The organism is Burkholderia plantarii (genome assembly GCF_001411805.1).
Classification (GTDB): Bacteria; Pseudomonadota; Gammaproteobacteria; order Burkholderiales; family Burkholderiaceae; genus Burkholderia; species Burkholderia plantarii.
The window spans coordinates 3913100-3938136 of record NZ_CP007212.1 but is presented as its reverse complement, the minus strand read 5'-3'; the positions used below and the strand labels follow the sequence as shown (position 1 = coordinate 3938136).

Below are 25037 nucleotides of genomic sequence, written 5' to 3'. Positions count from 1 at the left end.
CGATGTTTAGATTGCTGGCGATTGTATAGTAAAAAATCGCTACAAAATGACCGGCGTGACGGCGTGGAAAGTCGGGAAATACCCGGATTTACGTGATTTTCTCGAGGCGATGGCAAGGCGGATTCGTATCGTCCGTTTGCTAAACAAGAACGAAAAGAAGGGGAGTTTGCGTGCCGGCTGTCGGGGGGCCAGGCGCGATCTCACCTGGGCGGTGGGAGGAGGTGGCGAGGCCGGGGAGGCCGGTGCGGAGCCGGCCCGCCCGTCGCGTGGTCGGGGCGGGGTGGCGCGCCCGTCGCTCAGGCTTGGCTCAGGCGCTGCTCAAGCGTCACGCGCCGCGCCGTCCGGGCCGCCGCCGCTGTCGGGCGCGTTCGGCTGTTCGCCGTGGGCGCGCAGCCAGGCGCGGCCCTCGTCCACGTCGATCAGGTACAGGTGGCCCGGCCGCTGTTTCGCGCGCCGCTTGGCGAGCGCGGCCACCGAGGCGATCTCGTCGCTGCGGTAGCGGCGCGTGCCGGGCACGCTCACGCAGCCGATCGCCATCGTCACGAAGCCGAAGAACGCCGGATTGCCGCGCCGGTCCTCGCCGCGGATGCCGCCCGCGAGCCGGTCCGCATGCGCGTAGAAGCGCTGCGCGCCCTCGTCGAAGCGGTGGATCGCGCGCTGCGCGCGCGCTTCCCAGTCGTCGCTCTGGAACAGCACGAGGAAATCGTCGCCGCCGACGTGGCCGAGGAAGTCGCGGGTCGGGTCGCAAGCGTCGGCGAGCACCGAGGCCGCGAACTTCAGCACCTCGTCGCCCTGCCAGTAGCCGTACTGGTCGTTGAACGGCTTGAACTGGTTCAGGTCGACGTAGCAGGCATGGAACGCCGCGTCGTTGCCCACCAGCCGCGCGATGTGCGAACTGATCGGGATGTTGCCGGGCAGGAACGTGAGCGGATTCGCGTAGCGCGCGGCTTCCACCCGCACCTCGGTGACGGCGCGCACCAGGCTCTCGCCGGTGCCGAGCCCCGCGTAGCGGCCGTGGTCGGTGATGATGAAGCCTTCGGTCAGGTAGCGCTGGTCGTGGCTCGCGAGCAGCGAGGTCAACTGCTCGACGGTGGTGGCGTTGTCGACGATCAGCGGCGCGGTGTTGGCCAGCTGCAGGCACGGCCGCTTGCCGAACACCTCGCGGTGGTACGGAAGCGCGTAGCGGTCCATGAAGCCGCGCCGGTTGATCAGCGCGATCGGCCGGTCGCCGTCCACCACCGCCACCGCGTGCAGGTCGGGGCGCCGCTGGAACAGTTCGAGCACCTGGTTGTTGGTGGCGTGGCTCGGCAGCGCCGGTGCCGGCACGCGCATCTTCTCGGCCATCGTCGCGTTCGGCCGCGTCAGCGCGCTGGTGCGCGCGAGGCCCGGGAACACCGCGATGTGCGGCGCGATCAGCGCGTCGTGGGCCGAGGCCGCCGCGCGCGGCGCCGGCACCGGCGCGGGCCGGCCCAGGAAGAAACCCTGCCCGCAGTCGATGCCGAGGTCGCGCACCACGATCAGGTCCGCCGCGCATTCGATGCCTTCGGCGATCAGCCGGCCGCCGGTGGCCACCGCGAACTGCTGCATCGCCTTGACCGCCTCGAACTTGCGCGGGTCGCTGGCGATGCCGTCGATGAAGAAACGGTCGATCTTGACGATGTCGGGGCGCAGGCGCACCCACGAGCTCATGCTGGCGTTGGCGGTGCCGTAGTCGTCGAGCGCGAACGAGACGCCCGAGCCGCGCAGGTCGGTCAGCGCCGACGGCAGGCCGGGCAGGTCGCTGGCCGGATGCTGCTCGGTGAGTTCGATCACGATGCGCCCGGCCGGCATCGTGCCTAGCACGCGCTCGCGCTGCCGCGCGAGCTGCACGATCGCATGCGCGCTGAAGTTGACGAACAGCTGGCCGTCGGCGCCCGATTTCGCGAACGTGTCGACGCAGGCGGCCGCCGCGGCGAGTTCGAGTTCGAGCGAGCAGCCTTCGCGGGCCGCCTGCGCGAACAGGGTCGCCGGCATTTCGACGGCCGAGCCGCGCGGGCCGCGCACGAGGCCTTCGTAGCCGATGATGGCGCCGGCGGCGATCTCGACGATCGGCTGGAATTGCGCGCTCAGCGCGCCCGCGGCGAGCAGGTCGGCGACGCGGGTCGTTTCGGCGACGGCGATAGCGGCGGGCGGGGGCATGACGGGCGAGCAGACGACGGGACACACTATTTAACAATCGGCGTGGGCCCGGCCGCAGTGAATTTTTTGTGACGTGACCCGCGCGAATCCGGCCCTGCCAAGGACGAGTGCGCCAATCAAGCTGCAGGGTTCGCCAAATTCATAGTCACATTTTTATTAGTTATATTTTGACTATGAATTTGTCTGGGGATTGGCAAGCAACGCGGGCTCGAACTGGCCCCGTTTTCCGGGATTCAGCGCTCGCCGGCGTTCAGTTTCGACTTCGCGGGCGCGTCGGGCTGGTCGTCGAGGCTGAGGTCGCGCGCGCCCCAGCGCTGCGCGAGCGCCGCGCAGACCATCAGCTGGATCTGATGGAACAGCATCAGCGGCAGCACGATGGCGCCCACCGCGTGGGCGGCGAAGATCACCTTCGCCATCGGAATGCCGGCCGCGAGGCTCTTCTTCGAGCCGCAGAAGATGATGGTGATGCGATCGGCGCGGCCGAAGCCGAGCCGCTTGCTGACGAGGGCGGTCACGCCGAGCGCGACCGCCAGCAGCACGATGCACACCAGCACCAGGCCGCCCAGCGCGAGCGGCGGGATCTGGTGCCAGAGCCCTTGGTTCACCGCCTCGCTGAACGCCACGTAGACCACCAGCAGGATCGAGCCCTGATCGACGAACTTCAGCACGCCGCGGTTGCGCTCGATCCAGCCGCCGATCAGTGGCCGCAGCGCCTGGCCGGCCAGGAACGGCACCAGCAGCTGCATCACGATGCTGCCCACCGTGCTCCAGGCCGAGGCGCCGGTGCCCGAGTGGGTGGTGATGATGGCGCCGACCAGCGCAGGCGTGATGAAGATGCCGAGCAGGCTCGAGGCCGAGGCCGAGCAGACGGCGGCCGGCACGTTGCCCTTGGCGATCGAGGTGAACGCGATCGACGACTGCACGGTGGACGGCAGCGTGCAGAGGAACAGCACGCCCGCGTAGAGCGTGGGCGTGACGAGCGGCGTGAGCAGCGGCTTGAGCGCGAGCCCGAGCAGCGGGAACAGCGCGAAGGTGCTGAGCAGCACCACCAGGTGCAGCCGCCAGTGCGTCGCCCCGGCGATCACCGCCTCGCGCGAGAGTTTCGCGCCGTGCAGGAAGAACAGCAGGCCGATGGCGAGGTTGGTCGCCCAGTTGAACCCTTGGGCAACTTCGCCGCGGCACGGCACGAAGCTCGCGAGCACGACGGTGCTGACCAGCGCCAGGGTGAAATTGTCGGGAAGGAAACGGGGTCGGGCCATCGGAGGTCTCGAGGTTGCGCGGGAGTGAACGCGGAAAAGCAGGGCGGGTCGGCCCGGCTGCCGGACGCGCCTGGCGCGTATTGTCACGGTTGCTCATTCAATAGGCAAATTCATTTCAGGAATCGATTGATGAAAGATTTGTATGAAAGAGCCCGTTCACCGGCATTTTCGAACGGGAACCGACCCCGCGAAATTCACGCCTAAACGCACGAAAATCCACTAAAAATTAGCGTGAAAATCCGCGAAAACCGTGGAGTAACACGGTGTTACATCGATGCCGGCGGTCTAACACTTTTCGGCTCGACATCAAATCCGCCCGCCCATAAATTACTGCTGAAAGGCTGGCGTCCGAATCCGGGGCGCGATGCCAACAGGACGTGGTAATCAAAATATGAGAGTGGATCGGGCAAAACGGACTATCGGGAAGTGGTTGGCGGCGGCGGCGATGGCCTTCGCCGCCTCGCTCGCGTTCGCCCATCCGCCGCATGGCGGCGGGATGCGCGAGGGCGGCGGCTACGCCACGGCGCACCGCGATCTCGCCCACGGCTGGCACGGCGAGGCGGGTGGCTCGCGCGCCCGGCCGTCCGGCGTGAATGCCGGCGGCGCGCGCTGGGGGCTGCGCCCGAACCAGGCCGCGCTGCCGCCCGCGATGCCCTCCTACCGCGGCGGCGCCCCGACCGGCCCCGCCTACGGCCCGGCTTACGGCAGTTATCCGGGGGCCAGCCCGTACCGTTCGGTCAGCGCTTCGTCGTCATCGCTGCCGCGTTCGTCCGGCTCCGCCGACGGCGCGATGCGCTCCGGTTCGATCCGTGCCGACGTGGCCCGCTACAACGAGGAACGCGGCGGCCGGCCGCCGGCGCCACGTGGCCAGGACAACGGCGGCTCGCGCGGCACGTTCTTCTCGTCGTTCTACCGCAACAACTGACCTGACCAGCCGCGCGCGGTCGCGGCGCCGGTCGCCGGTCCCGCTGCCGGCTCCGCGCCGGTGGGCCTTCGGCCCGCGACCGTCGCAACGGCACCCTTGCGCCGAGCCCCGCGATTGACGCGGATTCGCCACGGTTCCCGCCGTTTTCCCCGCTGTTTCCCCTCTCCGCGCTTTCGCGCCGCGCATCGCTTGCGCTATCTCTCGCGCCTCGCCGGCGGCGGCGGTGTGTTGCCGCGCCGGTTCCGGCACGCCGGGCGCCGCCGGCCGGCACCGCCGCCTTCGCCGGATTCGCGCGGATTGCCCGCCGCGCTATACCAACCATAAGTGTTTCCAATTTTGACCAGCTTATCGGCCCGTGAAGATGGCCGGGCCTCATCCATGCGCGCGTCGTCACACCAAACCAAAGCGCATCGATTCCATTCGATTTGATTCGGAGATCTCATGAAGTCACTTGCTCGCCGGACCGCGTCCGGTGCCTTCGCCTGCCTCGCGTGGACGGCACTTGCGGCGGCGCCCGCCCATGCGCAATCGAGCATCCAGCTCTACGGTCAGGTCGACGCCTGGGTCGGCGCGCAGAAATTCCCGGGCGGCGAGCGCGCCTGGGGCGTGCAGGGCGGCGGCATGTCGACCTCGTACTGGGGCCTGCGCGGCACCGAGGATCTCGGCGGCGGCTACCGCGCGATCTTCACGATCGAGGACTTCTTCCGGCCGCAGAACGGCCGCTACGGCCGCTTCGACGGCGACACGTTCTTCGCGCGCAATGCCTACGTCGGCCTCGAAACGCCCTACGGCACGGTGCGCGCGGGGCGCCTCACCACCCACCTGTTTATCTCGACGATCCTGTTCAACCCGCTGATCGACTCCTACGAATTCTCGCCGATGGTCTATCACGTGTTCCTCGGGCTCGGCACGTTCCCGACCTACACGACGGACCAGGGCGTGGTGGGCGATTCGGGCTGGAACAACGCGGTGTCGTATACGACCCCCGATTTCAACGGTTTCAACGCGAGCGCGATGTACGCGCTCGGCAACCAGTCGGGCAGCAACGGCGCGAAGAAGTGGAGCGGCCAGCTGCAGTATTTCCACGGTCCGCTGGCGATGACGGCCGTCTACCAGTACGTGAATTTCAACAACGCGCCCGGCGATCTCGGCTCGCTCGTGGCCGGCATGAAGAGCCAGGGCGTCACCCAGCTCGGCATCAGCTACGACCTGAAGTTCGCCAGGCTGTACGGCCAGTACATGTATGCGAGGAACGATCTGCAGGGTGGCAACTGGCACGTGAACACGGCGCAGGGCGGCGTGTCGGTGCCGCTCGGCGCGGGCAGCGCACTGGCCTCGTATGCGTATTCGCGCGACACGGGCGGGCTCGACCAGACCCATCGGACCTGGGCGGTCGGCTACGACTATCCGCTGTCGAAGCGCACCGACGTCTATGCCGCCTACCTGCGCGACCAACTGTCGAACCAGTCCACCGGCGATACGCTCGGCGCCGGGATGCGGGTGCGTTTCTGAACCCCGCGCCGGGCAGCCCGTGCGGCCGGCGGGCCGGCCGGCGCAATTTTCCGCCGCGAAACCGGCGCGGGGCCGCATCCATAAAACGACGTTTTGCGTTTGTTGACGTTCTCGTGAGCCAGCCTTTGTTACAGTTCTTTTCAATGTGCAATTTCAGGAACGCGAGCGTTTTCGATGGATACCCTCGTCAGCATGAATGTATTTCGCTATGTCGTTGAAGTCGGCAGCTTCGTCGGCGCAGCGGAACGCATGCAGATGTCGGCGGCGATGGCGAGCAAGCACGTGATGCATCTCGAGCAGCAGCTCGGCGCGCGGCTGCTGCACCGGACGACACGCCGCGTCGCGCCGACCGAGGCGGGACGCGAATACTACGAACGGCTGGTGCAGGCGTTGACCGAACTCGACGAGGCGGGCCAGGCGGTGGGCGCGGCCAGCATCGTGCCGCAGGGGCGCCTGCGCGTGACCTCGCTGTCCGCGTTCGGATTGCGCCACGTGATGAGCGCGGTGACCGATTACGCGGCGCGCTATGCCGACGTAACGGTCGAGATCACGCTGTCCGACCGCGTGGTGGAACTGATCGACGAGGGCTACGACGTGGCCGTGCGCGCGGCCCCGTTCGGCCTGAAATCGTCGTCGCTGGTGGCGCGGCAGATCGCGACCGCGCACATCCTGCTGGTCGCGTCGCCCGCCTACCTCGAGGAACACGGTGTGCCCGCCACGCTCGCCGATCTCGAGCAGCACAACTATCTGCGCCGCGACACCGGGCCGACCTCGATCGATTCGGCCGCGTTCGAATCGGCCGCGGCCTCGCGCGTGACGCTCTCGGGCAACCTGATCGTCAACCACCTCGAGGCGCTGCGCGTGGCCGTGCTCAACGGCAGCGGCATCGCGATGCTCGGCACCGAAGTGGTGGGCGACGACCTCGAGGCCGGCCGCCTCGTGCCGCTGCTGCTCGATGCGATGCCGCCGCGCGAGCTGCCGATCTACGCGGTCTACGCGAGCCGCCGGCACGTGTCCGCGAAGGTGCGCTCGTTCGTCGATTTCCTCGCCGACCGCTTCGCCGGCCAGTCGCTGTGCCCGTCGATCGACGAGCATCTGAAGGAGGCCGCCGCGCCGAAGGCGAGGCGGGCCGTCGCGCGCTGAACGCGACCGCGGCGTGCCGGGATGGCCCGGTGCGGCCGGGCCCGCGTTCGGGCTTTCCTGCTTCTACGCTTGCAAGGGGCCGGGCGAGCGGCCGTTGGCGGACTCAGCCGCGGATGCCGAGCCGCGCCTTCGCGTCCGCGTATTCGCGCGAGAGCCGCTCGACCAGCTCGGCCACGCTCGGCACGTCGTCCATCAGCCCCACGCCCTGGCCCGCGCCCCAGATGTCCTTCCACGCCTTCGCCTTGTCGTTGGCGAAATTCATCTTCGACTTGTCGGCTTCGGGCAGCGCATCCGGGTCGAGCCCGGCGTTCACGATGCTCTCGCGGATGTAGTTGCCGTGGACGCCGGTGAACAGGTTCGTATAGACGATGTCGGCCGATTTCGCGTTGACGATCGCCTGCTTGTAGCCGTCCACCGCGTGTGCCTCGCGCGTGGCGATGAAGCGCGTGCCCATGTAGGCGAGGTCGGCGCCCATCGCCTGCGCGGCGAGGATCGAGCCGCCGTTGGCGATCGAGCCCGACAGCACGAGCGGGCCGTCGAACATCCGGCGGATCTCGCCCACCAGCGCGAACGGCGAGGTGGTGCCGGCATGGCCGCCCGCGCCGGCCGCCACCAGGATCAGCCCGTCCACGCCGGCTTCGAGCGCCTTCTGCGCGTGGCGCAGGCTGATCACGTCGTGCAGCACGATGCCGCCGTAGCCATGCACCGCCTGCACGATCTCCGGGGCCGGCGCGCGCAGGCTGGTGATGAAGATCGGCACCTTGTGCTCGACGCACACGCGCACGTCGTGTTCGAGCCGCACGTTCGACTGATGGACGATCTGGTTGACCGCCACCGGCCCGATCACCGCATCGGGATGCCGCTCGCGGTGCGCGGCGAGTTCGTCCTCGATGCGCGTGAGCCATTCGTCGAGCAGCTCGGCCGGCCGCGCGTTGAGCGCGGGGAACGAGCCGACGATGCCCGCCTTGCACTGCGCGAGCACCAGCTCGGGATAGCTGACGATGAACATCGGCGAGGCGATGACGGGCAGCGACAGGCGCTGAAGGACGGCGGGCAGGGCCATGGTGAGGTCTCCGGGGGCGGCGCCGCTCGCGTGGGTTGCGGGCGGCCACATGAGTGTAGCGGCGCGGCGCATCGCGCGCGTCGCGGGCCGCGCCGGCGGCACTGCTGAGCGACGCGCGGCGGCGGTCGTTGGATATTAATACGAACGGTCGTGCGATTGTAGGGCGATGCGGGCGGCGGCGGTGTCGAATGAGTGTTCGGCTTCTACGATTTGCAAGGCACGGCGGCTTTGCATCGCGAACCCGGCTCCTACAATGGCGGCTACAACAATCGACCAGGGGAGACATCGCCATGTCGTTTGACGAGTTCGCAGCGTTTACTGTAACGGTGCAGGACGTCGACATCTTCGGCGTCAAGGGGGGAGCCGGGCCGCCGCTGCTGTTGCTGCACGGCCATCCGCAGACCCACGTGATCTGGCATCGCCTCGCCGCCGTGCTGGCCCGGCATTTCACCGTGATCGCCACCGACCTGCGCGGCTACGGCGCCTCGGGCAAGCCGCGCGGCGACGCCGCGCATCTCACCTATTCGAAACGGACGATGGCGGCCGACCAGCTCGCCGTGATGCGCCATTTCGGCTACGAGCGCTTTCCGGTCTGCGCGCACGATCGGGGCGCACGCGTCGCACACCGGATGGCGCTCGATCACCCCGACGCGGTCGAGCGCATGATGCTGCTCGACATCGCGCCCACGCTCGCGATGTACGAGAAGACCGACCGCGCGTTCGCGACCGCGTACTTCCACTGGTTCTTCCTGATCCAGCCGGCGCCGCTGCCGGAGACGCTGATCGGCGCGAACCCCGACGCCTATGTCGAGCGCGTGATGGGCAGCCGCTCGGCCGGGCTCGCGCCGTTCTCGCCGGCCGCGCTCGACGCGTATCGCCACGCGCTGAAGCAGCCGGGCGCGGTGCATGCGATGTGCGAGGACTATCGCGCCTCGGCCAGCATCGATCTCGAACACGATCGCGCCGACCTCGAACGCGGCACCCGCATCGGCTGTCCGCTGCGCGTGCTGTGGGGCGCCGACGGCGTGGTGGCGCGCTGCTTCTCGCCGCTCGACGAATGGCGCGCCGTGGCGCGCGACGTGAGCGGGCGCGCGCTCGACTGCGGCCATTACATTCCCGAGGAGGCGCCCGACGCGCTGCTCGCGGAGATGCTCGCGTTCTTCGAGGCGCGCGAGCCGGGAGGCTGACGCGCGGCTTCGCGGCGTGTCGGCGCGGCGTCGTGCGGCTGCGCATATGACGCGTCGCGGCATCGCCGCCGGCGCCTCGCGCGTGGCCGCAAACCCCTGCAAGACAGGCGGGAACACGGCGCAGCACCATCGCCGTCGGGCGTGGATTTCGATCTGTAGGGAAACTCCCGATGCGATGCAAAATGGGCGCTCGTATGATCGCCTTAACGTTGATCACGTCAACGGGATTCCACTCTGAGCGCCGTTCGCCACTCCTTGGACGAACGGCTTTTTTTTTGTTCGCGCGGCGGCGTGAGCGGCGCGTGGCCGGCCGGATTCGCGTCGCTTTCATGATGCGCCGGGGCCGCGCCGCGCGAGCGATGCATCGAGGGGCGGTTCGCGTCGTCATCCACGATGCCGCCCGGATGTGTCGCGGTCAGGCTGCGCCGGCTGGTGCCGCCGCGTCATCGAACCAGCGCGCCTCGAGCCGCGCGAGGATCGCGAGCCGGCCCGCGTCGTCGAGCTTGCGCCACGAGGCGATCTCGTCGCGCGTGCGGCGGCAGCCGATGCACCAGCCCGCCTCGCGGTCCATCTTGCAGACGTTCGTGCATGGCGAGGCGACGGTGCTGACGGGCGCCTCGGCCACGGCCTCGGCGACTTGCGCGACCTCGTCCGCCGTCGCGAGCGTGTCGCTCGCCGCGTCCCGCGCGCCGCCGCTCATGCCGGCTCCCGCAGCGCGACGTCGACGACCGGCGCACCGGTCAGCTCGACGAGTTCCTGCGGCGACAGGTTGAACACCGCATGCGGATGGCCCGCCGCGGCCCACAGGCTGTCGAGCGCGAGCAGGTCCGCGTCGATCAGCGTGACGGGCTCGACGCGATGCCCGATCGGGCAGACGCCGCCGATCGCGTAGCCGGTGTTCTCGCGCACGAACTTCGCGTCGGCGCGGCCGATCTCGCCGACCTGCGCGGCCACCTTGCGTTCGTCCACGCGGTTCGCGCCGCTGGCGATCACCAGCACGGGGGCGCCGTCCGAGGCCCGCCGGAACAGGATCGACTTGGCGATCTGCGCCACCGCGCAGCCGAGGCCGGCGGCGGCCTCGGCCGAGGTGCGGCCGGTCTCGTCGAGCAGCACCACGCCGTGTTCGTGGCCGCGCTCGCGCAGCAGTTGCGCGACGCGGCGCGCGGAGTCGGGAAGGGCTTCGGGAGGTGTCGGAGTCGTGGTCATGAAAGCATCGGCGAAAAAGGAATACGGGGTGGTTCGGGCTCAGACGCAGGCGGCCTGCGCGTCGCGCCGCTTGGCGAGCAGCGCGCGGCCGGCGCGCGAGGCGTTCTCGCGGCCGATCGCGCGCGAGATGAAATCGCCGGCCTCGACCACCTCGATCAGGCCGATGCCGGTTTCGATGCCGAGCCCCTGCATCAGGTACAGCACGTCCTCGGTCGCGACGTTGCCGGTCGCGCCCTTCGCGTAGGGGCAGCCGCCGAGGCCCGCCACCGACGCGTGGAAGATCGTGATGCCTTCGAGCAGCGCGGCGTGGATGTTGGCGAGCGCCTGGCCGTAGGTGTCGTGGAAGTGGCCCGACAGCCGCTCGCGCGGGAACACCTTCGAGACGGCGGCCAGCAGCGCGCGCGTCTGCGCGGCGGTGCCCACGCCGATCGTGTCGGCGATGTCGATCTCGTCGCAGCCGAGCGCGGCGAAGCGTTCGACCACGTCGATCACGGCGGCCACCGGCACCTCGCCCTGGTACGGGCAGCCGAGCGCGCACGAGAGGCTGCCGCGCAGCCGCACGCCGGCGTCCTTCGCGGCCTTCGCGACCGGCTCGAAGCGCGCGATGCTCTCGGCGATGCCGCAGTTGATGTTCTTCTGCGAGAACGCCTCGCTCGCCGCGCCGAAGATCACGACCTCGTCGGCGCGCGCGGCAAGCGCGTTCTCCAGGCCCTTCAGGTTCGGCGTCAACGCCGAGTAGAGCGCGCCCGGACGGCGCGCGATGCCGGCCATCACCTCGGCGCCGTCAGCCATCTGCGGCACCCATTTCGGCGAGACGAACGAGGCCACCTCGAGGTTCGGGAAGCCGGCGTGCGAAAGCCGGTCGACCAGCGCGATCTTCACCTCGGTCGGCACGAAGGTCTTCTCGTTCTGCAGGCCGTCGCGCGGCCCGACTTCAACGATTTTCACGGCTGCGGGGAACGTCATGCTCAGTCTCCATCGTTCGGTGACGCGCGCGCGGCGCATCGTGCTGCGGTTGTCGTGGGCAACGGGGCCGGCGGCGCGGGCCGGTTGCGTGCCTCGCTTGCGTGCTTCGGCTGCGTACTTCGATTACGTGGTCCGGTCGCGGGGGCCGCGCGTGCGCGAGTTCAGTAACCGCGCGCGCGATCGACGATCCCGCTGACGGGCTCGCCGCGTTCGAACGCGCGGATCTTCGCGGCGATCTGCGCGATCGCGCCGCTGCGCCCGGTTTCGGCCGAGACGTGCGGCGTGAGCGTGATGCGCGGATGTTGCCAGAACGGATGATCGGCGGCGGGCGGCTCCTCGCGCAACACGTCGAGCAGCGCCGCGCCGAGGTGCCCGGCGGCGAGCGCGTCGAGCAGGTCCGCCTCGACCAGATGCGCGCCGCGCGCGACGTTGACCAGCAGCGCGCCGGGCGCGAGCCGCGCGAACAGCCGCGCGTCCAGCACGCCCTCGGTGTCGGGCGTACTCGGCAGCAGGTTCACGAGCACCTGCAGGCCGCCGCTGAACGCCTCGAACGCCGGGTCGCCCGCGCGCGGCGCGCCGGCCGAGCAGGCGACGCCGTCCAGCGATTTCGCGCCGCGGCTGAAGCCGCGCACGGTGAAGCCGAGCCCCGCGAGCGCGCGCGCGACCTGCGTGCCGAGCACGCCGAGGCCCAGCACGCCCACCACGAAGCGCTCGCGCGGCGTGACCGGCAGCGGCGCCCAGCGGTGTTCGCGCTGCTGCGCCGCGTAATCGTCGAAGCGCCGCAGGTGGCGCAGCACGCCGTACACGACGTACTCCACCATCTGCGCGCCCATGCCGGTGTCCTCGAGCCGCACCAGCGGCACGCCGGCCGGCAGCATGCCGGGTTGGTCGCGTTCGAGCGCGAGCAGTGCGTCGACGCCCGCGCCGAGATTGAAGATCGCCTTCAGGCCGTCGCGCGGCGCGAGCATCGCGGCGGGCGGCTGCCAGACCAGCGCGTAGTCGGCGCGCGCGTCGTCGCCAGGTTGCCAGGCGCGCAGCGTCGCGCCCGGCAGCGCGGCTTCGATCTCGCGTTGCCAGTCGGACAGTTCGCCGTCGGAGTAATGGAGCAGGATCTGCATCGTGGTCGGGGCGGGCGGAGCGGGCGCGGCGCCGGCTCGTGGCCGCATCGCGCCGAAACGGCCATTCTACGGCGTCGGGCGATCTGGCGCCGCCAGTCCGAAATTGCTAAGCACGATAAATTGGTTCGCCCGACCCGCCGCGCGGCCGACAATCGGCATCGACTCCACCGGCCAAGCGAAGGAGGCAAGGATGTCCATCTGCAGCAAATCGTCGGCGTGGCCGCCGCGTGTCGTGACCGTGCCGGGCCTGCATGGCAGCGAGGGCGCCCACTGGCAGACCTGGCTCGAACGCCAGTTCGCGCATACGCTGCGCGTGGAGCAGGACGACTGGGAGGCGCCGCATCTGGCGCGCTGGTCGGACGCCGTGCGCGAGACGCTCGCGCGCGAGCGCGGGCCGTTCGTGCTGGCCGCGCACAGCTTCGGCTGCCTCGCCGCCGCGCACGCGCTGCAGCGCGGCGACCTGAGCGCCGAGGTGGTCGGCGTGCTGTTCGTCGCGCCGGCCAGCCCGGTGAAATTCGCGTTCGCGGGTGCGTTCGAGGCGCGCCGGCTGCCGGTGCCGTCGATCCTGATCGGCAGCGAGACCGACCCGTGGATGGCGCTCGCCGACGCGCGCGAGATGGCGCGCCTGTTCGGCAGCGCGTTCGTCAATCTCGGCGACGCGGGCCATGTCAACACCTCGGCCGGCTTCGGGCCGTGGCCGCGCGCCAAATACTTCATCGACACGCTCGTGCATTGCGCGGCGCCGCAGCGGTTTCGCGAGGCGCAGCGCGACGATGCTGCCGCGCCGGCCGCGCGCGAGCGCGGCTTCGCGTTCGCGATCTGAGCGTGCCTGCCTGATGGCGACGCACGGCGCGAGCGCGGCTGGATTGTCGCGACCGGCGCGCGGTGCCTCGCGATGAACTGTCCCTGAACGGTTTCGAATCCCGCTCAGCCGCGCGTGCGCGCGGAACCGCCCGTCGAGCCCGGCAACTGGCTCGGCGGCGCGCCCGTCGCGCCGTTGTCGCCCGTCGCGCCGGCCGGGGCGCCGTTCGGCCCGAGCGGGACCGCCGTGCCCGGATCGCCGGGGCCGCCCGGCGGAGGCGGCGAGGTGCCCGAAGCGTCTTCGGCGGTGGGCGGGTAGTGAACCTCGGGCGGCGCGAGCGGCGGCTGGCCGGACGCCGCCACCGGTGCGCCCGCGACGGAGGACGCCGCCGAAGCGCCGCCGTTGAACGCACTCGCGCTGCCGTCGCCGCTCGCCGGCACCGCGGACGCCGCGCCGGACGCCGCCGCGGAATGCGAATCGTCGCCGCACGCGCCGAGCAGCAGCGCGATCGACAGCAAGGGGGCGGCGGCCAGTCGGATCATCGAAGGTTCTCCTGCGGGGCGGTGTCGGCTCGGGGCGACAGTATCGCCCGGCGCCGCGTCACGCGTATGAACGTGGCGGATCGGTTGCCGATCGTTGATCGAGCCCCGCGCGTGGCCGCGGCGCCGCCCCGAGCCCGCGCGGCGGGCGCCGAAAGCACGGACGGATACGCGAGCAGCGCGCCGGCCGCCGAGGCGGGCCGGACCTCGCCCCACGAGCCGGGCGGGAATGGCCGGCGGGGTGAGGAAAAAGCCGGCGTGGACCGTCGTGTTCGCCGGCTCGAGCGTGGTGCCGGCGCGCGCGGCGCCGGCGAGCGTGGCCAGTTCCGTACAGGCCGCGCCGTGCCAGGCCGACACGCCGATGCCGGCCGCCGCGAGCAGCACGGCCGCGGGCGCGACGCGGCGGCCGGCGTCGCCAGCGCCAGCAGCACGAACGGCCCGATCTCGAGGCGCACCGCGCCGCGCACGCACGGCCTGCCGTTGCCGCCGTCGCTGCCGCTGGTGCTGCTCGTGCGCGGCGCGGCCGGCACGACCGCCGTCGGGGAACCGATGCGGGCCGTCCGGCTGTCGGTGGGCGGCGCGGTCGAGGCGCCGCCAAGTTCGCTGGCCGCCTGGGCGCCCGCGGGAAACGGAACGGCGATCGCGTTCGGTGCGTATGGGAAGGCCGCGAGGTGAGCGGCCTGCGTGCCGGGCGGCGCGCTTCGCGTTTCACATCGAGATGCCCGCGCGATGCGCCGGCGGATCTCACCTCACGATGGCCGCCCCGGCTCGCTGGTACGCCGCGTGCGCGCCGCGCCGAGGCAGCCAACGCGCATCGCCCCCCTTCTCAAAGGGCCTCGACCGCCTCGTCCGTGAACCGGTCGAGCACGAATCGCAGGCGGTCGCGCAGTGCCTCGCCGGCCGGGACGAACGGCAGGCGCAGGCCGTCCCCGCACCAGCCGGCCGCCGCGAGCGCGGCCTTCACGGGCGCCGGGTTCGGCTCTTCGAACAGCAGCCGCACGAGCGGCTGCAGCGCCACCGCGATGCGCCGCGCGCCGGCCAGGTCGCCGCGCAGCAGCCGTTCGCGCGCGCGCACGTGCAGCGCCGGCAGCAGATGCGCCGAACTCGCGATCGCGCCGTGCGCGCCCGCGCAGAGCGCCGCGAAATTCTGGTTGTCGTCGCCCGAGAACACGCGCAGCGGCGTTTCGTGGACGAGCCGCAGCATCCGGTCGATCGAGCCGCCGCACTCCTTGATGCCGGCGATCCGCGCGTCGGTGGCGAGCGCCTTCAGCGTGTCGAGTTCGACGTTGACGCCGCTGCGGTACGGGATGTTGTAGACCAGCACCGGCAGGTCCGCCGCCTGCGCGATCGCCTCGAAGTGGCGGCGGATGCCGTCCTGCGAGGGCCGCACGTAGACGGGCGGCGTGGCCAGCAGGCCGGCGGGCGCGAGCGCGGCCAGCGCACGCGCGCGTGCCGCGGCGGCCTGCGTCGCGCTCTGCGTGAGGCCGAGCACCACCGGCATGCCCGGCGCCGCCGCGCGCAGCGTGCCGAACACGGCGGCCTGCTCGTCGGCGTCGAGCAGCGCGCCCTCGCCCGTCGTCGCGCAGGCGACGAAGCCGCCGATGCCGGCCGCCGCGTAGTGCCGCGCGAGACGCGCGAGCGCGTCGTGATCGACGGCCTCGCCCGCGAACGGCGTGATGATCGGAAGCCAGATACCGGAAAAATCGATGGACATGCAAACCTCGGTAGGGAACGTGGATGAAGGGACGTTCCGCCGGCGCATGCCGGACCGGGTTGGCGAGCGGGTCGGGCGACCCGCGGAGATTCCCGTCCGGCTGTTCGCCTGACGGGACGCGACTCCCCGTCAGTCGAGAAGTCGTTTTTTCAGTTTCAGACCGGCCCCGCGCACGGCGGCGCCCGCGGCCTTGCTGGCGGCAGCGGCGGCGGACGTGTACGAATGCGGAAACGGCGCGCGCGGCGACATGATCGGTACCGGGTTGAAACGAGCCTGCATCTTAGCATCGGCACCGGCCGGGGAGCGGGCTCCCCGGCCGGTGCGCGTGGCGCGCGGCCCGGACTTACCAGCCCACCGTGATCGTCGCGATGGTCGGATTGGTGCCCACCAGCGACGAGCTGAATCCGCTCACGTCATCGTAGGAGAATCCGTAGGTGAGGTTGTTGATCGCGTGCGCATGCCAGAACTTCGAATACGAATTGGTCGGCTGCGACGCGTAGAACGAGCTCGCGCTGCTCCAGAGCGCGGGATTTTCGGCCACGTGCCGGTTCAGCGCCGCGCAGAGCTGCGCCTGGATCTGCAACTGCTTGGCGGTGGGCACGCCCGGCGCCGCGTTGGTCGCGTCGTTGAGCGGGCCGTTGCCGAGCAGCACTTCCGAGGTGGTCGGCATGCGGTTGATGTAGTACGTGCCCTGGCCGTCGGTGAACTGGAACTGGCCGTTCACGACGTGGCCCGTGAAGGTGCCCTGCGCGTCGGTGAAGGTGAGCGTCTGGGTGCTGTAGAGATTCCAGATCGACTGGATGTAGCTGTCGAGATAGGTCGCGTTGGCGCCGCCCGGCTTGAAGCTGCCGTGCGCGGGCGCGACGATCCGGTACGGCGCCTGCGCGAGGCCCTGGAACTGCGTCGGCACCTGCTGCTGGTATGCCTGGAACAGCGCCGCGCGCGTTTCGGTTTCACCGACCGTCTGGTCGTAGCCGCCCTGGCCCTGCAGGCGCAGCTTGACCGGGAAGCCGAACTGGTCGACGCGCGTGGTGTTGCCGAAGAAGTTCGCGGCGTCCGTGTCGAACTCGATGAAGTCGAACGTCACGTCGATGTTCGGATCGGACGGGTTCTCGATGTTCGGGCCGGTGTAGCCGGTGACGGGATTGCCCACCGCCTGCATGTACAGCGTGCTGCCCACCGTCAGGTAGAGCCGCGCCGAGGTGATCGCCGGGATCGTGACGGACTTGCACTGCGACAGCGCGTTCGAATAGTTCGCGTAGCCGACGCCGTTCTTGGTCTGCTGCGAATCGTCGGCGGCGCTCATCGGCACCAGCGCGCCCGCGCAGTTGACGTGGACGTAGCGGTTGTTGTTCGCCGGGTCCATGCCCACCAGCGTCCAGTACACCTGACTGTCGGCGTAGGTGCCGTTGGTGCCGTTGACGAGGTTGAGGGTGGTGCCCGAGGCCGGGAACGCCGCCGCTGCCGCCGGCGCGTTCGACGCCGCATGGGCGCCGGCATTCACGCCGATCAGGATTGCCGAGGCGAAAACCTTTACCGATATGGCGGCCAGCGATCGGGATTGCCTTTGTTTCATTTCTTTTTCTCCAAGTTTTATTTGGCCGCAGCGGGAATCGATTGAAATGTCCCGTCGCGGCCATGCCCTTGCGTTGCCGCTGTTCCATGAAAACGTGGCGGCGGAACGAGCGGCGCGCCCCTGCACCGGATCGACGAGGCGGCCTGGCGCGATGCCCTTCGCGGCTCGCCCCGCGCCGGCCGGAAAGGCAGGCGGGACAAGCCTCGAGCCCCGTGATGCGGGCCCCGGGGATGCGCCGCGGACAGGCCCGGCCGGCCCGGTGCGGATGCGCCGGTTCGCGGTGGGCCCATGGCCGGTCGTCGATGCGTAACGACCCGAACAATTGATAGCCGAAATAAAACCAATCGATTAATCGGCTTATCGGTCGATTAAGCTCGAATCGATATGAGCATGGCGGGAAACCCGTTGTCAAACGTTTGGCGGAATCGAAATGAAAAGGCCGGCGCGATTTCAATTAGTGAGAAAAAATGCCGGCGCGAGCGGCGATCAAGGACGGCGGCGCGGGCGGCATCCCGGGCCGGATGGGCACGGCCCGCGCGGCAAATGACTTTTGGTTGTGATCTCAACACGATTGAATCGTAGGGGGGCCGCGCCGCGCTCGCTACAATCGCCGCTTACCAATACCTGACACCCAGGGACCACACAGGGGATTCGATGAACCAGACGCAACGGATCGGCCGCTGGCTGATCGCGGGCACGGCGGCGGCGCTCGTCGCGGCCGCGCCGGCCGTGTACGCGCAGACCGCGCTGCTCAACGTGTCATACGACGTGACGCGCGAACTTTACAAGGACATCGACGCGGGCTTCGTGGCGGCGTGGAAGCAGCAGAGCGGCGAGACCGTCTCGGTGCGCCAGTCGCACGGCGCGTCGAGCGCGCAGGCGCTGTCGGTGCTGCAGGGCCTGCAGGCCGACGTGGTGACGATGAACCAGCCGAACGACATCGACCTGCTCGCCGAGCGCGGCCAGCTGCTGCCGAAGGACTGGCGCAAGCGGCTGCCCGACAACAGCTCGCCGTATTCCACCACGATGGTGTTCCTGGTGCGCCACGGCAATCCGAAGCAGATTCGCGACTGGAGCGATCTCGCCCGGCCCGGCGTGCAGGTGGTGATCGCGAACCCGAAGACCTCGGGCAACGGCCGCTACGCGTATCTGGCCGCGTGGGGCTACCAGAAGCTCAAGGGCGCGAGCGACGAGCAGGCGCTCGACTTCGAGAAGGCGATCTTCCGCAACGTGCCGGTGCTCGACGCGGGCGGGCGCGGCGCGACCACCACGTTCACGCAGCGCGGCATCGGCGACGTGCTGGTGACGTTCGAGAACGAGGTGGCGTTGATGGACACCGGCGGCGCGGGCGAGCAGTTCGACGCCGTGTACCCGTCCACCAGCATCCTGGCCGAGCCGCCGGTGGCGCTGGTCGACAAGGTGGTCGACAAGAAGGGCACGCGCAAGGTCGCGCAGGCCTACCTCGACTATCTGTATTCGCCGGCGGGGCAGGAGATCATCGCGAAGCATCATCTGCGGCCGCGCGATGCGGCGGTGCTGAAGCAGCACGCGGCGGAGTTCAAGCCGCTGAAGACGTTCAGCGTCGAGCAGGTGTTCGGCAACTGGGACAACGTGCAGAAGACGCATTTCGCGGACGGCGGCACGTTCGACAGGATCATCGTCGACCGGAAGTAGCCGCGCCCGGTTCCGGGCCGAGCAGGGAAACAGGGGCGCCGCGGCGCCCCTTTTTTTGTGCGAATGGAAACGGCCGGGACGTGAACGTCGTGCCGGGGCGGCGAGTCCGGACGGCGAGGCGCGATGCGCCTGATGATGCACGCCAGTGCCGCGCCGCGTTGCCGAGGGCCTTCGATGGCGGGCCGCGTCGGCTCCGACAACAAAATGAATCCGCGTTCGCCGCCCGGCCCGCCGCCGACGCCGCACCGACGCCCCAGCGGCGCCGCGAGCAAAATCCTCCTCATGAAGCCCGCAAAACATTGGAAATCTTCTCCGAACCCGGGCTTCGCGGCGGGAACAGAAAAATTCCACTCCGCCATCGGGCGAAAAATAGCATCACACAAAGCGTCAAACAGCCGCACTGCCACGCGGCTCGCGATTTCGACTCGAACCCCCGACCCCGATGCGCCCCGGAGACACGCCCATGACCGCCCGCCTGCCGATCGACGGCTCCCCGCCGCTGGCCGACTACCGCCTCACCGACAACCTCACCGCCACGCGCGGCCGCGTGTTCCTGACCGGCACCCAGGCGCTGGTACGCCTGCTGCTGATGCAGCGCGCGCTCGACGCGGCGCGCGGCGTCGATTCGGCCGGCTTCGTCAGCGGCTATCGCGGCTCGCCGCTCGGCATGGTCGACCAGCAGATGTGGAAGGCGAAGAAACTGCTCGACGCGAGCCGCGTGCGCTTCCTGCCCGCCATCAACGAGGAACTGGGCGGCACCGCGGTGCTCGGCACGCAGCGCGTGGAGGCGGACCCCGAGCGCACCGTCCAGGGCGTGTTCGCGATGTGGTACGGCAAGGGGCCGGGCGTCGATCGCGCGGCCGACGCGCTCAAGCACGGCAACGCCTACGGCGCGTCGGAACACGGCGGCGTGCTGGTGGTGGCCGGCGACGATCACGGCTGCGTGTCGTCGTCGATGCCGCATCAGAGCGACTTCTCGATGATCGGCTGGCAGATGCCGATCGTGAATCCGTCGAACATCGCCGACATGCTCGAATTCGGCCTGTACGGCTGGGCGCTGTCGCGCTTCTCGGGCGCCTGGGTCGGCTTCAAGGCGATCTCGGAGACGGTGGAATCGGGCTCGACCGTCGACCTCGACGCGCTCGCCACCGACTGGCCCGCGCCGGAAGGCTTCGTCGCGCCGGCGGGCGGCCTGCACAACCGCTGGCCCGACCTGCCGAGCCTGACCATCGAGGCGCGGCTCGCGGCCAAGCTCGACGCGGTGCGCCACTTCGCGCGCGCCAACAGCATCGACCGCTGGATCGCGCGCAGCCGGCACGCGAACATCGGCATCGTGACCTGCGGCAAGGCCCATCTCGACCTGATGGAGGCGCTGCGCCGGCTCGACCTGACGGTGGCCGATCTCGACGCGGCCGGCGTGCGGATCTACAAGGTGGGCCTGTCGTTCCCGCTCGAGACCACGCGTCTCGACACGTTCGTCGAGGGCCTGGACGAGGTGCTCGTGATCGAGGAGAAGGGGCCGGTGATCGAGCAGCAGATCAAGGACCATCTCTACAACCGCACCGAGGGCGCGCGGCCGCGCGTGTTCGGCAAGCATGACGAGCACGGCGCGCCGCTGCTGTCGGCGCTCGGCGAACTGCGCCCGTCGCGCGTGCTGCCGGTGTTCGCGGCCTGGCTCGCGCGTCACCGCCCGGCGCTGGACCGGCGCGAGCGCGTGGTCGAGCTGATCGCGCCGGAGATCCTCTCCAACGCGGCCGACGCGGTCCGGCGCACGCCGTATTTCTGCTCGGGCTGCCCGCACAACACCTCGACCAAGGTGCCCGAGGGCTCGGTCGCGCAGGCCGGGATCGGCTGCCACTTCATGGCCTCGTGGATGGAGCGCGACACCACCGGCCTGATCCAGATGGGCGGCGAGGGCGTGGACTGGGCCGCGCACGCGATGTTCACCAACACGCGCCACGTGTTCCAGAACCTCGGCGACGGCACCTACTTCCACTCGGGCATCCTCGCGATCCGCCAGGCGGTGGCCGCGCGCGCGACGCTGACCTACAAGATCCTCTACAACGACGCGGTGGCGATGACGGGCGGCCAGCCGGTGGACGGCAGCCTGTCGGTGCCGCAGATCGCGCGGCAGGTGGAGGCCGAGGGCGTGTCGCGCTTCGTGGTGGTGTCCGACGAGCCGCAGAAGTACGACGGCCATCGCGACCAGTTCCCGAAGGGCACCACCTTCCATCATCGCGACGAGCTCGACGCCGTGCAGCGCGAGCTGCGCGACACCGACGGCGTGACGGTGCTGATCTACGACCAGACCTGCGCGGCCGAGAAGCGGCGCCGCCGCAAGAAGGGCGAGTATCCCGACCCGCCGAAGCGCGCGTTCATCAACGAGGCTGTCTGCGAGGGCTGCGGCGATTGCGGCGTGCAGTCGAACTGCCTGTCGGTGGAACCGGTCGAGACCGAGCTGGGCCGCAAGCGCCGCATCGACCAGTCGTCGTGCAACAAGGACTACTCGTGCGTGAACGGCTTCTGCCCGAGCTTCGTGACGGTGGAGGGCGCGGCGCTGAGGAAGGCGGCCGGCTTCGCGTTCGACGAGGCCGCGCTGGCCGCGCGCGTGGAGGCGCTGCCGGCGCCGGCCGCGCGGCTCGACGCGGCGCCCTACGACCTGCTCGTGACGGGCGTGGGCGGCACCGGCGTGGTCACGGTGGGCGCGCTGATCAGCATGGCCGCGCACCTGGAAGGCCACAGCGCGTCGGTGCTCGATTTCATGGGCTTCGCGCAGAAGGGCGGCGCGGTGCTTTCGTATGTGCGGATCGCCGCGCGCGACGAATGGCTGAACCAGGTGCGCATCGACACGCAGCAGGCCGACGTGCTGCTCGCCTGCGACATGGTGGTGGGCGCGAGCGCCGACGCGCTGCAGACGGTGCGCCACGCCCGCACGCGCGTGGTGGTCAACACGCATCGGATTCCGAACGCGTCGTTCGTGCGCGATCCGGACGCGAGCCTGCATGCCGACGCGCTGCTCGACAAGATGCGCCACGCGGCCGGCGACGCGTTCGTGACCGATTGCGACGCGCAGGCGCTGGCCGCGAAGTTCCTCGGCGACACCATCGGCGCGAACATCCTGATGCTCGGCTTCGCGTGGCAGCAGGGGCTGGTGCCGGTCTCGCACGCGGCGCTGATGCGCGCGATCGAGCTGAACGGGGTGGCGGTGACGGCCAACCGGCTCGCGTTCGCGATCGGGCGCATGGCCGCGGGCGATCCGGCGGCGCTCGAGGCGCTCTGGCGCGCGAGCCACGCGGCGCCGGCCGCGGCCGGGGTGGCGCCGCTTTCGCTCGACGCATTGGTGGCGGATCGCGCCGAGCGCCTCGCCGCGTACGGCGGCCCGCGCTACGTCACGCGCTACCGCGCGCTGGTGGACGCGGCGCGCGCCACCGGCGACACGCGCGTGGCCGAGGCGGTGGCCACCACGTTCCACCGGCTGCTCGCGGTGAAGGACGAATACGAGGTCGCGCGGCTGTACAGCGACGGCACGTTCCGCGCGGCGCTGGCCGCGCAGTTCGACGGCGTGGCCGGGCGCGACTATCGCGTGAGCTTCCACCTGGCACCGCCCGCCACCGCGAAGGCGCACGACGGCGGGCGGCCGAAGAAGCAGCGCTTCGGCGGCTGGATGTGGCCGGTGTTCGGCGTGCTGGCGCGCCTGCGCGTGCTGCGCGGCACGCCGCTCGATCCGTTCGGCCGCACTGAAGAGCGCCGCATGGAGCGCGCGCTCGCCGACGATTACGAGGCCACCATGACGCGCGCGTTCGCGGTGATCGACGCGCACAACGCGGAGGCGGTGGCCGCGCTCGCGGCGCTGCCGGCGCGCGTGCGCGGCTACGGCCCCGTGAAGCTGGCGAGCGTGGCCGCGATGAAGCGCGCCGAGCCGCCGCTCGCGCTGCGCGCCGGCGTGAGCGCGGCGACCAGCGCGGCGGTGGCGCGGGCGATCGAATCGATCAAGGGGGCCGGCACGCTGCGCGGGATTCCGGTGGTGGTGGCGAAGTAAGCGGGACGGGCGTGGCGCGAGGATGACGGAGCGGGCGTGGCGGGACGGTGCGCCCGCCGCTCGCGGCGCGCGTGGCCGGTGCGGCGGCCGGCGCGTGCGGGGGGATCGCGCAGATGGCGTCGATGCGCCAGGCGATTCATGCTGCCGTGCGGGTGATCCGGTCGATCAGGGCGATCCGGGCGCACGGCGATTCGGCCAGTCCGGGTGATTCCGAGCCGCCCGGGTCATCCGAGCCGCCCGGGCGTCGCTGGCTGCGCGGGCGATCCGGGCGCCCGCCTTCTGTCGCTCACGCCGTATTCGAGCCCCGCGCCAGCCGCCATCTCCCGCTCAAGCGCCCGCATCAGCCGAAGCCTCCGCCCTCCCGACGCTCAAACCAGCCCCTTCTTGCGCGTGGACAGCGCCGTCTCCGACAGGTCCACCTCGCGCATCAGCTTGGCGAGCGTCTCGTCGTTGATCTTCTGTTCGGTGCGCATCCGGTACAGCGCCGCGCGCTCGGCGCGCACCGCCGCGATCTTCATCTGCAGCTCCATGCGCTCGGCCTGCTTCGCCTCGGCGCGCAGCGTCACGGCGTCCTCGCCCTCGTCGAGCGCCACGAGGCGCCGCCGGTACAGGTCCATCACGCGCGCGGTGATGTCGGCGCAGCGCGCGGCGTCGGCTTCGTCGAGGTCGGCGGTCAGCGTGTCGTGGGTCGCGTCGATCGCGCGGATCGCGGCCTGCGCGGCGGCCGCGCGCGCCGCGCGTTCCTCGTGCGCATGCGGATGCGGCACGGTGCGCAGCCCGCGCAGCAGCAGCGGCAGCCCGACCACGGCCACCAGCAGCGAGCCGAGGATCACGCCCGAGGCGATGAAGATCGCCGTGTCGCGGCCGGCCAGCGGCGCGCCGTTACCGAGCGCGACCGGCAGCGACAGCACGCCGGCCAGCGTGACCGCGCCGCGCACGCCGCCCACCGTCATCAGCGAGATGGTGCGAAAGCCCGGCATGGTGCCGGGCATGCCGCGCCGCGCCACGCGGCGGCTCGCGATCGAGCGCAGCAGCCAGATCCAGGCGAAGCGGATCGCGTAGAGCGCGACCAGCATCGCGACCACGTAGCCGATCATCGCGAGCACCAGCGCGTCGCTCTCGTGGTGCGCCGACAGCAGCGCGCGGCCGATGATCTGCGGCATCTGCAGGCCCAGCATGATGAACACCATGCCGTTGAACACGAACTCGATCATCGACCAGGTGCTCTCGGCTCGCACGCGCGCGGCCACCGTGCTGCTGCGCGAGAAACTCGTGTAGTTCATCATCATCCCGGCCGCCACCGCCGACAGGATGCCCGACAGTCCGAAGTGCTCGGCGATCAGGTAGGACGCGAACGGGATCAGCAGCGTCATCACGATGCCGGGTGCCGGGTCGCCCTCCTGCGCGGCGTTCAGGAAGCGCGTGGAGAGCGCGCTGAACAGCCAGGCCAGCAGCGCGCCCACCGCGAGCCCGCCCGAGGCGACGATCACGAACGTGATCGAGGCGTCGCGCAGCGAGAACAGCCCCGTGAGCGCGGCGGCGATCGCGAACTTCAGCGCGACCAGACCCGACGCGTCGTTCATCAGCGCCTCGCCTTCCAGGATGTGCATCAGCTGCGGCGGAATCCGGCCGCGCCCGGCGATGCCCGACAGCGCCACCGCGTCGGTGGGCGAAAGCACCGCGGCGAGCGCGAACGCCACCGGCAGCGGCAGCTCCGGAATCAGCCAGTGCGCGAAATAGCCGACCGCCACCACCGTGATGAACACCAGCCCGAACGCGAGCATCAGGATCGCGCGCCGCTGCAGGTAGAGCTCGCGCTTCGGAATCCGCCAGCCGTCGGCGAACAGCAGCGGCGGGATGAACAGCAGCATGAAGATCTCGGGGTCGAACGTGACGTGCAGGTTCAGGCGCGGCCAGGCCAGCACGGCGCCGAACGCGATCTGCATCAGCGGCAGCGGCGGGCGCCACGGCAGCAGCCGGATCGCGATGCCGGACAGCGCCACGGCGAGCAGCAGGATCAGGACGGTGAAGACGATTTCCATCGAGGGCGCAGGGTATTCGAAAGCGGGGACCGGGCGAGTGTAGCGCGCGCGGGCGAACGATGGCGTGCCAATCTGCACCGGTCTGGTGCATTCG

Annotated in this window: 20 protein-coding genes; 8 read left to right on the top strand and 12 right to left on the bottom strand. The window is 70.3% G+C overall.

From position 1 onward, the window contains the following. Positions 1 to 318: 318 nt before the first annotated feature. A complete protein-coding gene (locus bpln_RS16895; protein WP_055139336.1) occupies positions 319 to 2178 on the bottom strand; it encodes an EAL domain-containing protein in 1860 nt (619 codons plus the stop codon). A gap of 233 nt (positions 2179 to 2411) precedes the next feature. Continuing rightward, positions 2412 to 3437, bottom strand: coding sequence for a bile acid:sodium symporter family protein (locus tag bpln_RS16890; RefSeq protein ID WP_042626173.1), 1026 nt, complete (start codon positions 3435 to 3437; stop codon positions 2412 to 2414). Between the two features lie 391 nt (positions 3438 to 3828). Between bpln_RS16890 and bpln_RS16885 the strand changes: the two genes are divergently transcribed. The 3 genes from bpln_RS16885 to bpln_RS16875 all read left to right on the top strand — a co-directional run bounded on the left by bpln_RS16885 (position 3829) and on the right by bpln_RS16875 (position 7017). After that, positions 3829 to 4362: a hypothetical protein gene (locus bpln_RS16885; protein WP_063891238.1), complete on the top strand. Its 534-nt coding sequence runs from the start codon at positions 3829 to 3831 to the stop codon at positions 4360 to 4362. Between the two features lie 441 nt (positions 4363 to 4803). Continuing rightward, the gene (locus bpln_RS16880; protein WP_055139334.1) at positions 4804 to 5874 is read left to right on the top strand and encodes a porin; all 1071 of its coding nucleotides are present in this window, start codon (positions 4804 to 4806) and stop codon (positions 5872 to 5874) included. Between the two features lie 174 nt (positions 5875 to 6048). Then, on the top strand, positions 6049 to 7017 hold the full coding sequence (locus tag bpln_RS16875) for a LysR family transcriptional regulator (RefSeq protein ID WP_042626170.1): 969 nt from the start codon (positions 6049 to 6051) through the stop codon (positions 7015 to 7017). A gap of 103 nt (positions 7018 to 7120) precedes the next feature. Here the strand turns inward: bpln_RS16875 and bpln_RS16870 are convergent, their stop codons facing one another. Then, complete coding sequence (locus bpln_RS16870; RefSeq protein ID WP_055139333.1) at positions 7121 to 8080, bottom strand: NAD(P)H-dependent flavin oxidoreductase; 960 nt, start codon at positions 8078 to 8080, stop codon at positions 7121 to 7123. A gap of 290 nt (positions 8081 to 8370) precedes the next feature. On the opposite strand from bpln_RS16870, the gene bpln_RS16865 reads away from it, so the two are divergent. Beyond that, positions 8371 to 9267 carry an alpha/beta fold hydrolase gene (locus tag bpln_RS16865; RefSeq protein WP_042626168.1) on the top strand — a complete coding sequence of 299 codons (897 nt, stop codon included), beginning with the start codon at positions 8371 to 8373 and terminating at the stop codon, positions 9265 to 9267. A 415-nt stretch (positions 9268 to 9682) separates the two neighbouring features. On the opposite strand, the gene bpln_RS16860 is transcribed toward bpln_RS16865, so the two are convergent. The 4 genes from bpln_RS16860 to bpln_RS16845 all read right to left on the bottom strand — a co-directional run bounded on the left by bpln_RS16860 (position 9683) and on the right by bpln_RS16845 (position 12557). Continuing rightward, positions 9683 to 9967, bottom strand: coding sequence for a DUF1289 domain-containing protein (locus bpln_RS16860; protein WP_055139332.1), 285 nt, complete (start codon positions 9965 to 9967; stop codon positions 9683 to 9685). Beyond that, positions 9964 to 10473, bottom strand: a complete 510-nt coding sequence (locus bpln_RS16855; RefSeq protein WP_042626166.1) for a YbaK/EbsC family protein — start codon at positions 10471 to 10473, stop codon at positions 9964 to 9966. The genes bpln_RS16860 and bpln_RS16855 overlap by 4 nt, the downstream gene beginning before the upstream one ends. Before the next feature lie 39 nt (positions 10474 to 10512). Then, on the bottom strand, positions 10513 to 11439 hold the full coding sequence (locus tag bpln_RS16850) for a hydroxymethylglutaryl-CoA lyase (protein WP_055139331.1): 927 nt from the start codon (positions 11437 to 11439) through the stop codon (positions 10513 to 10515). A gap of 161 nt (positions 11440 to 11600) precedes the next feature. After that, positions 11601 to 12557, bottom strand: coding sequence for a 2-hydroxyacid dehydrogenase (locus bpln_RS16845; RefSeq protein ID WP_055139330.1), 957 nt, complete (start codon positions 12555 to 12557; stop codon positions 11601 to 11603). A 190-nt stretch (positions 12558 to 12747) separates the two neighbouring features. On the opposite strand from bpln_RS16845, the gene bpln_RS16840 reads away from it, so the two are divergent. Continuing rightward, the gene (locus bpln_RS16840; RefSeq protein ID WP_042626163.1) at positions 12748 to 13380 is read left to right on the top strand and encodes an RBBP9/YdeN family alpha/beta hydrolase; all 633 of its coding nucleotides are present in this window, start codon (positions 12748 to 12750) and stop codon (positions 13378 to 13380) included. Positions 13381 to 13484: 104 nt separating this feature from the next. Here the strand turns inward: bpln_RS16840 and bpln_RS37800 are convergent, their stop codons facing one another. Then, positions 13485 to 13901 carry a hypothetical protein gene (locus tag bpln_RS37800; protein WP_244131975.1) on the bottom strand — a complete coding sequence of 139 codons (417 nt, stop codon included), beginning with the start codon at positions 13899 to 13901 and terminating at the stop codon, positions 13485 to 13487. A 66-nt stretch (positions 13902 to 13967) separates the two neighbouring features. Between bpln_RS37800 and bpln_RS38430 the strand changes: the two genes are divergently transcribed. Beyond that, on the top strand, positions 13968 to 14573 hold the full coding sequence (locus bpln_RS38430) for a hypothetical protein (protein WP_158512042.1): 606 nt from the start codon (positions 13968 to 13970) through the stop codon (positions 14571 to 14573). A 151-nt stretch (positions 14574 to 14724) separates the two neighbouring features. Here bpln_RS38430 and dapA read toward each other — a convergent pair whose 3' ends face one another. The 3 genes from dapA to bpln_RS16820 form a co-directional block, all read right to left on the bottom strand. Further along, positions 14725 to 15612, bottom strand: coding sequence for a 4-hydroxy-tetrahydrodipicolinate synthase (gene dapA, locus bpln_RS16825; protein ID WP_042626160.1), 888 nt, complete (start codon positions 15610 to 15612; stop codon positions 14725 to 14727). A gap of 129 nt (positions 15613 to 15741) precedes the next feature. Next, entirely contained in the window at positions 15742 to 15891 is a 150-nt protein-coding gene (locus bpln_RS36740; RefSeq protein ID WP_158512041.1) for a hypothetical protein, read from the bottom strand. Positions 15892 to 15955: 64 nt separating this feature from the next. Beyond that, the gene (locus bpln_RS16820) at positions 15956 to 17188 is read right to left on the bottom strand and encodes a beta-1,3-glucanase family protein (RefSeq protein WP_042626159.1); all 1233 of its coding nucleotides are present in this window, start codon (positions 17186 to 17188) and stop codon (positions 15956 to 15958) included. Positions 17189 to 17842: 654 nt separating this feature from the next. Here bpln_RS16820 and bpln_RS16815 point away from each other — a divergent pair. Then, positions 17843 to 18862 (top strand): sulfate ABC transporter substrate-binding protein, encoded by a 1020-nt coding sequence (locus bpln_RS16815; protein WP_055139327.1) that lies wholly within the window; start codon positions 17843 to 17845, stop codon positions 18860 to 18862. A 463-nt stretch (positions 18863 to 19325) separates the two neighbouring features. Then, positions 19326 to 22901, top strand: coding sequence for an indolepyruvate ferredoxin oxidoreductase family protein (locus bpln_RS16810; protein ID WP_055139326.1), 3576 nt, complete (start codon positions 19326 to 19328; stop codon positions 22899 to 22901). Between the two features lie 368 nt (positions 22902 to 23269). On the opposite strand, the gene bpln_RS16805 is transcribed toward bpln_RS16810, so the two are convergent. Then, entirely contained in the window at positions 23270 to 24943 is a 1674-nt protein-coding gene (locus bpln_RS16805; protein ID WP_042626156.1) for a Na+/H+ antiporter, read from the bottom strand. Positions 24944 to 25037 lie beyond the last annotated feature (94 nt).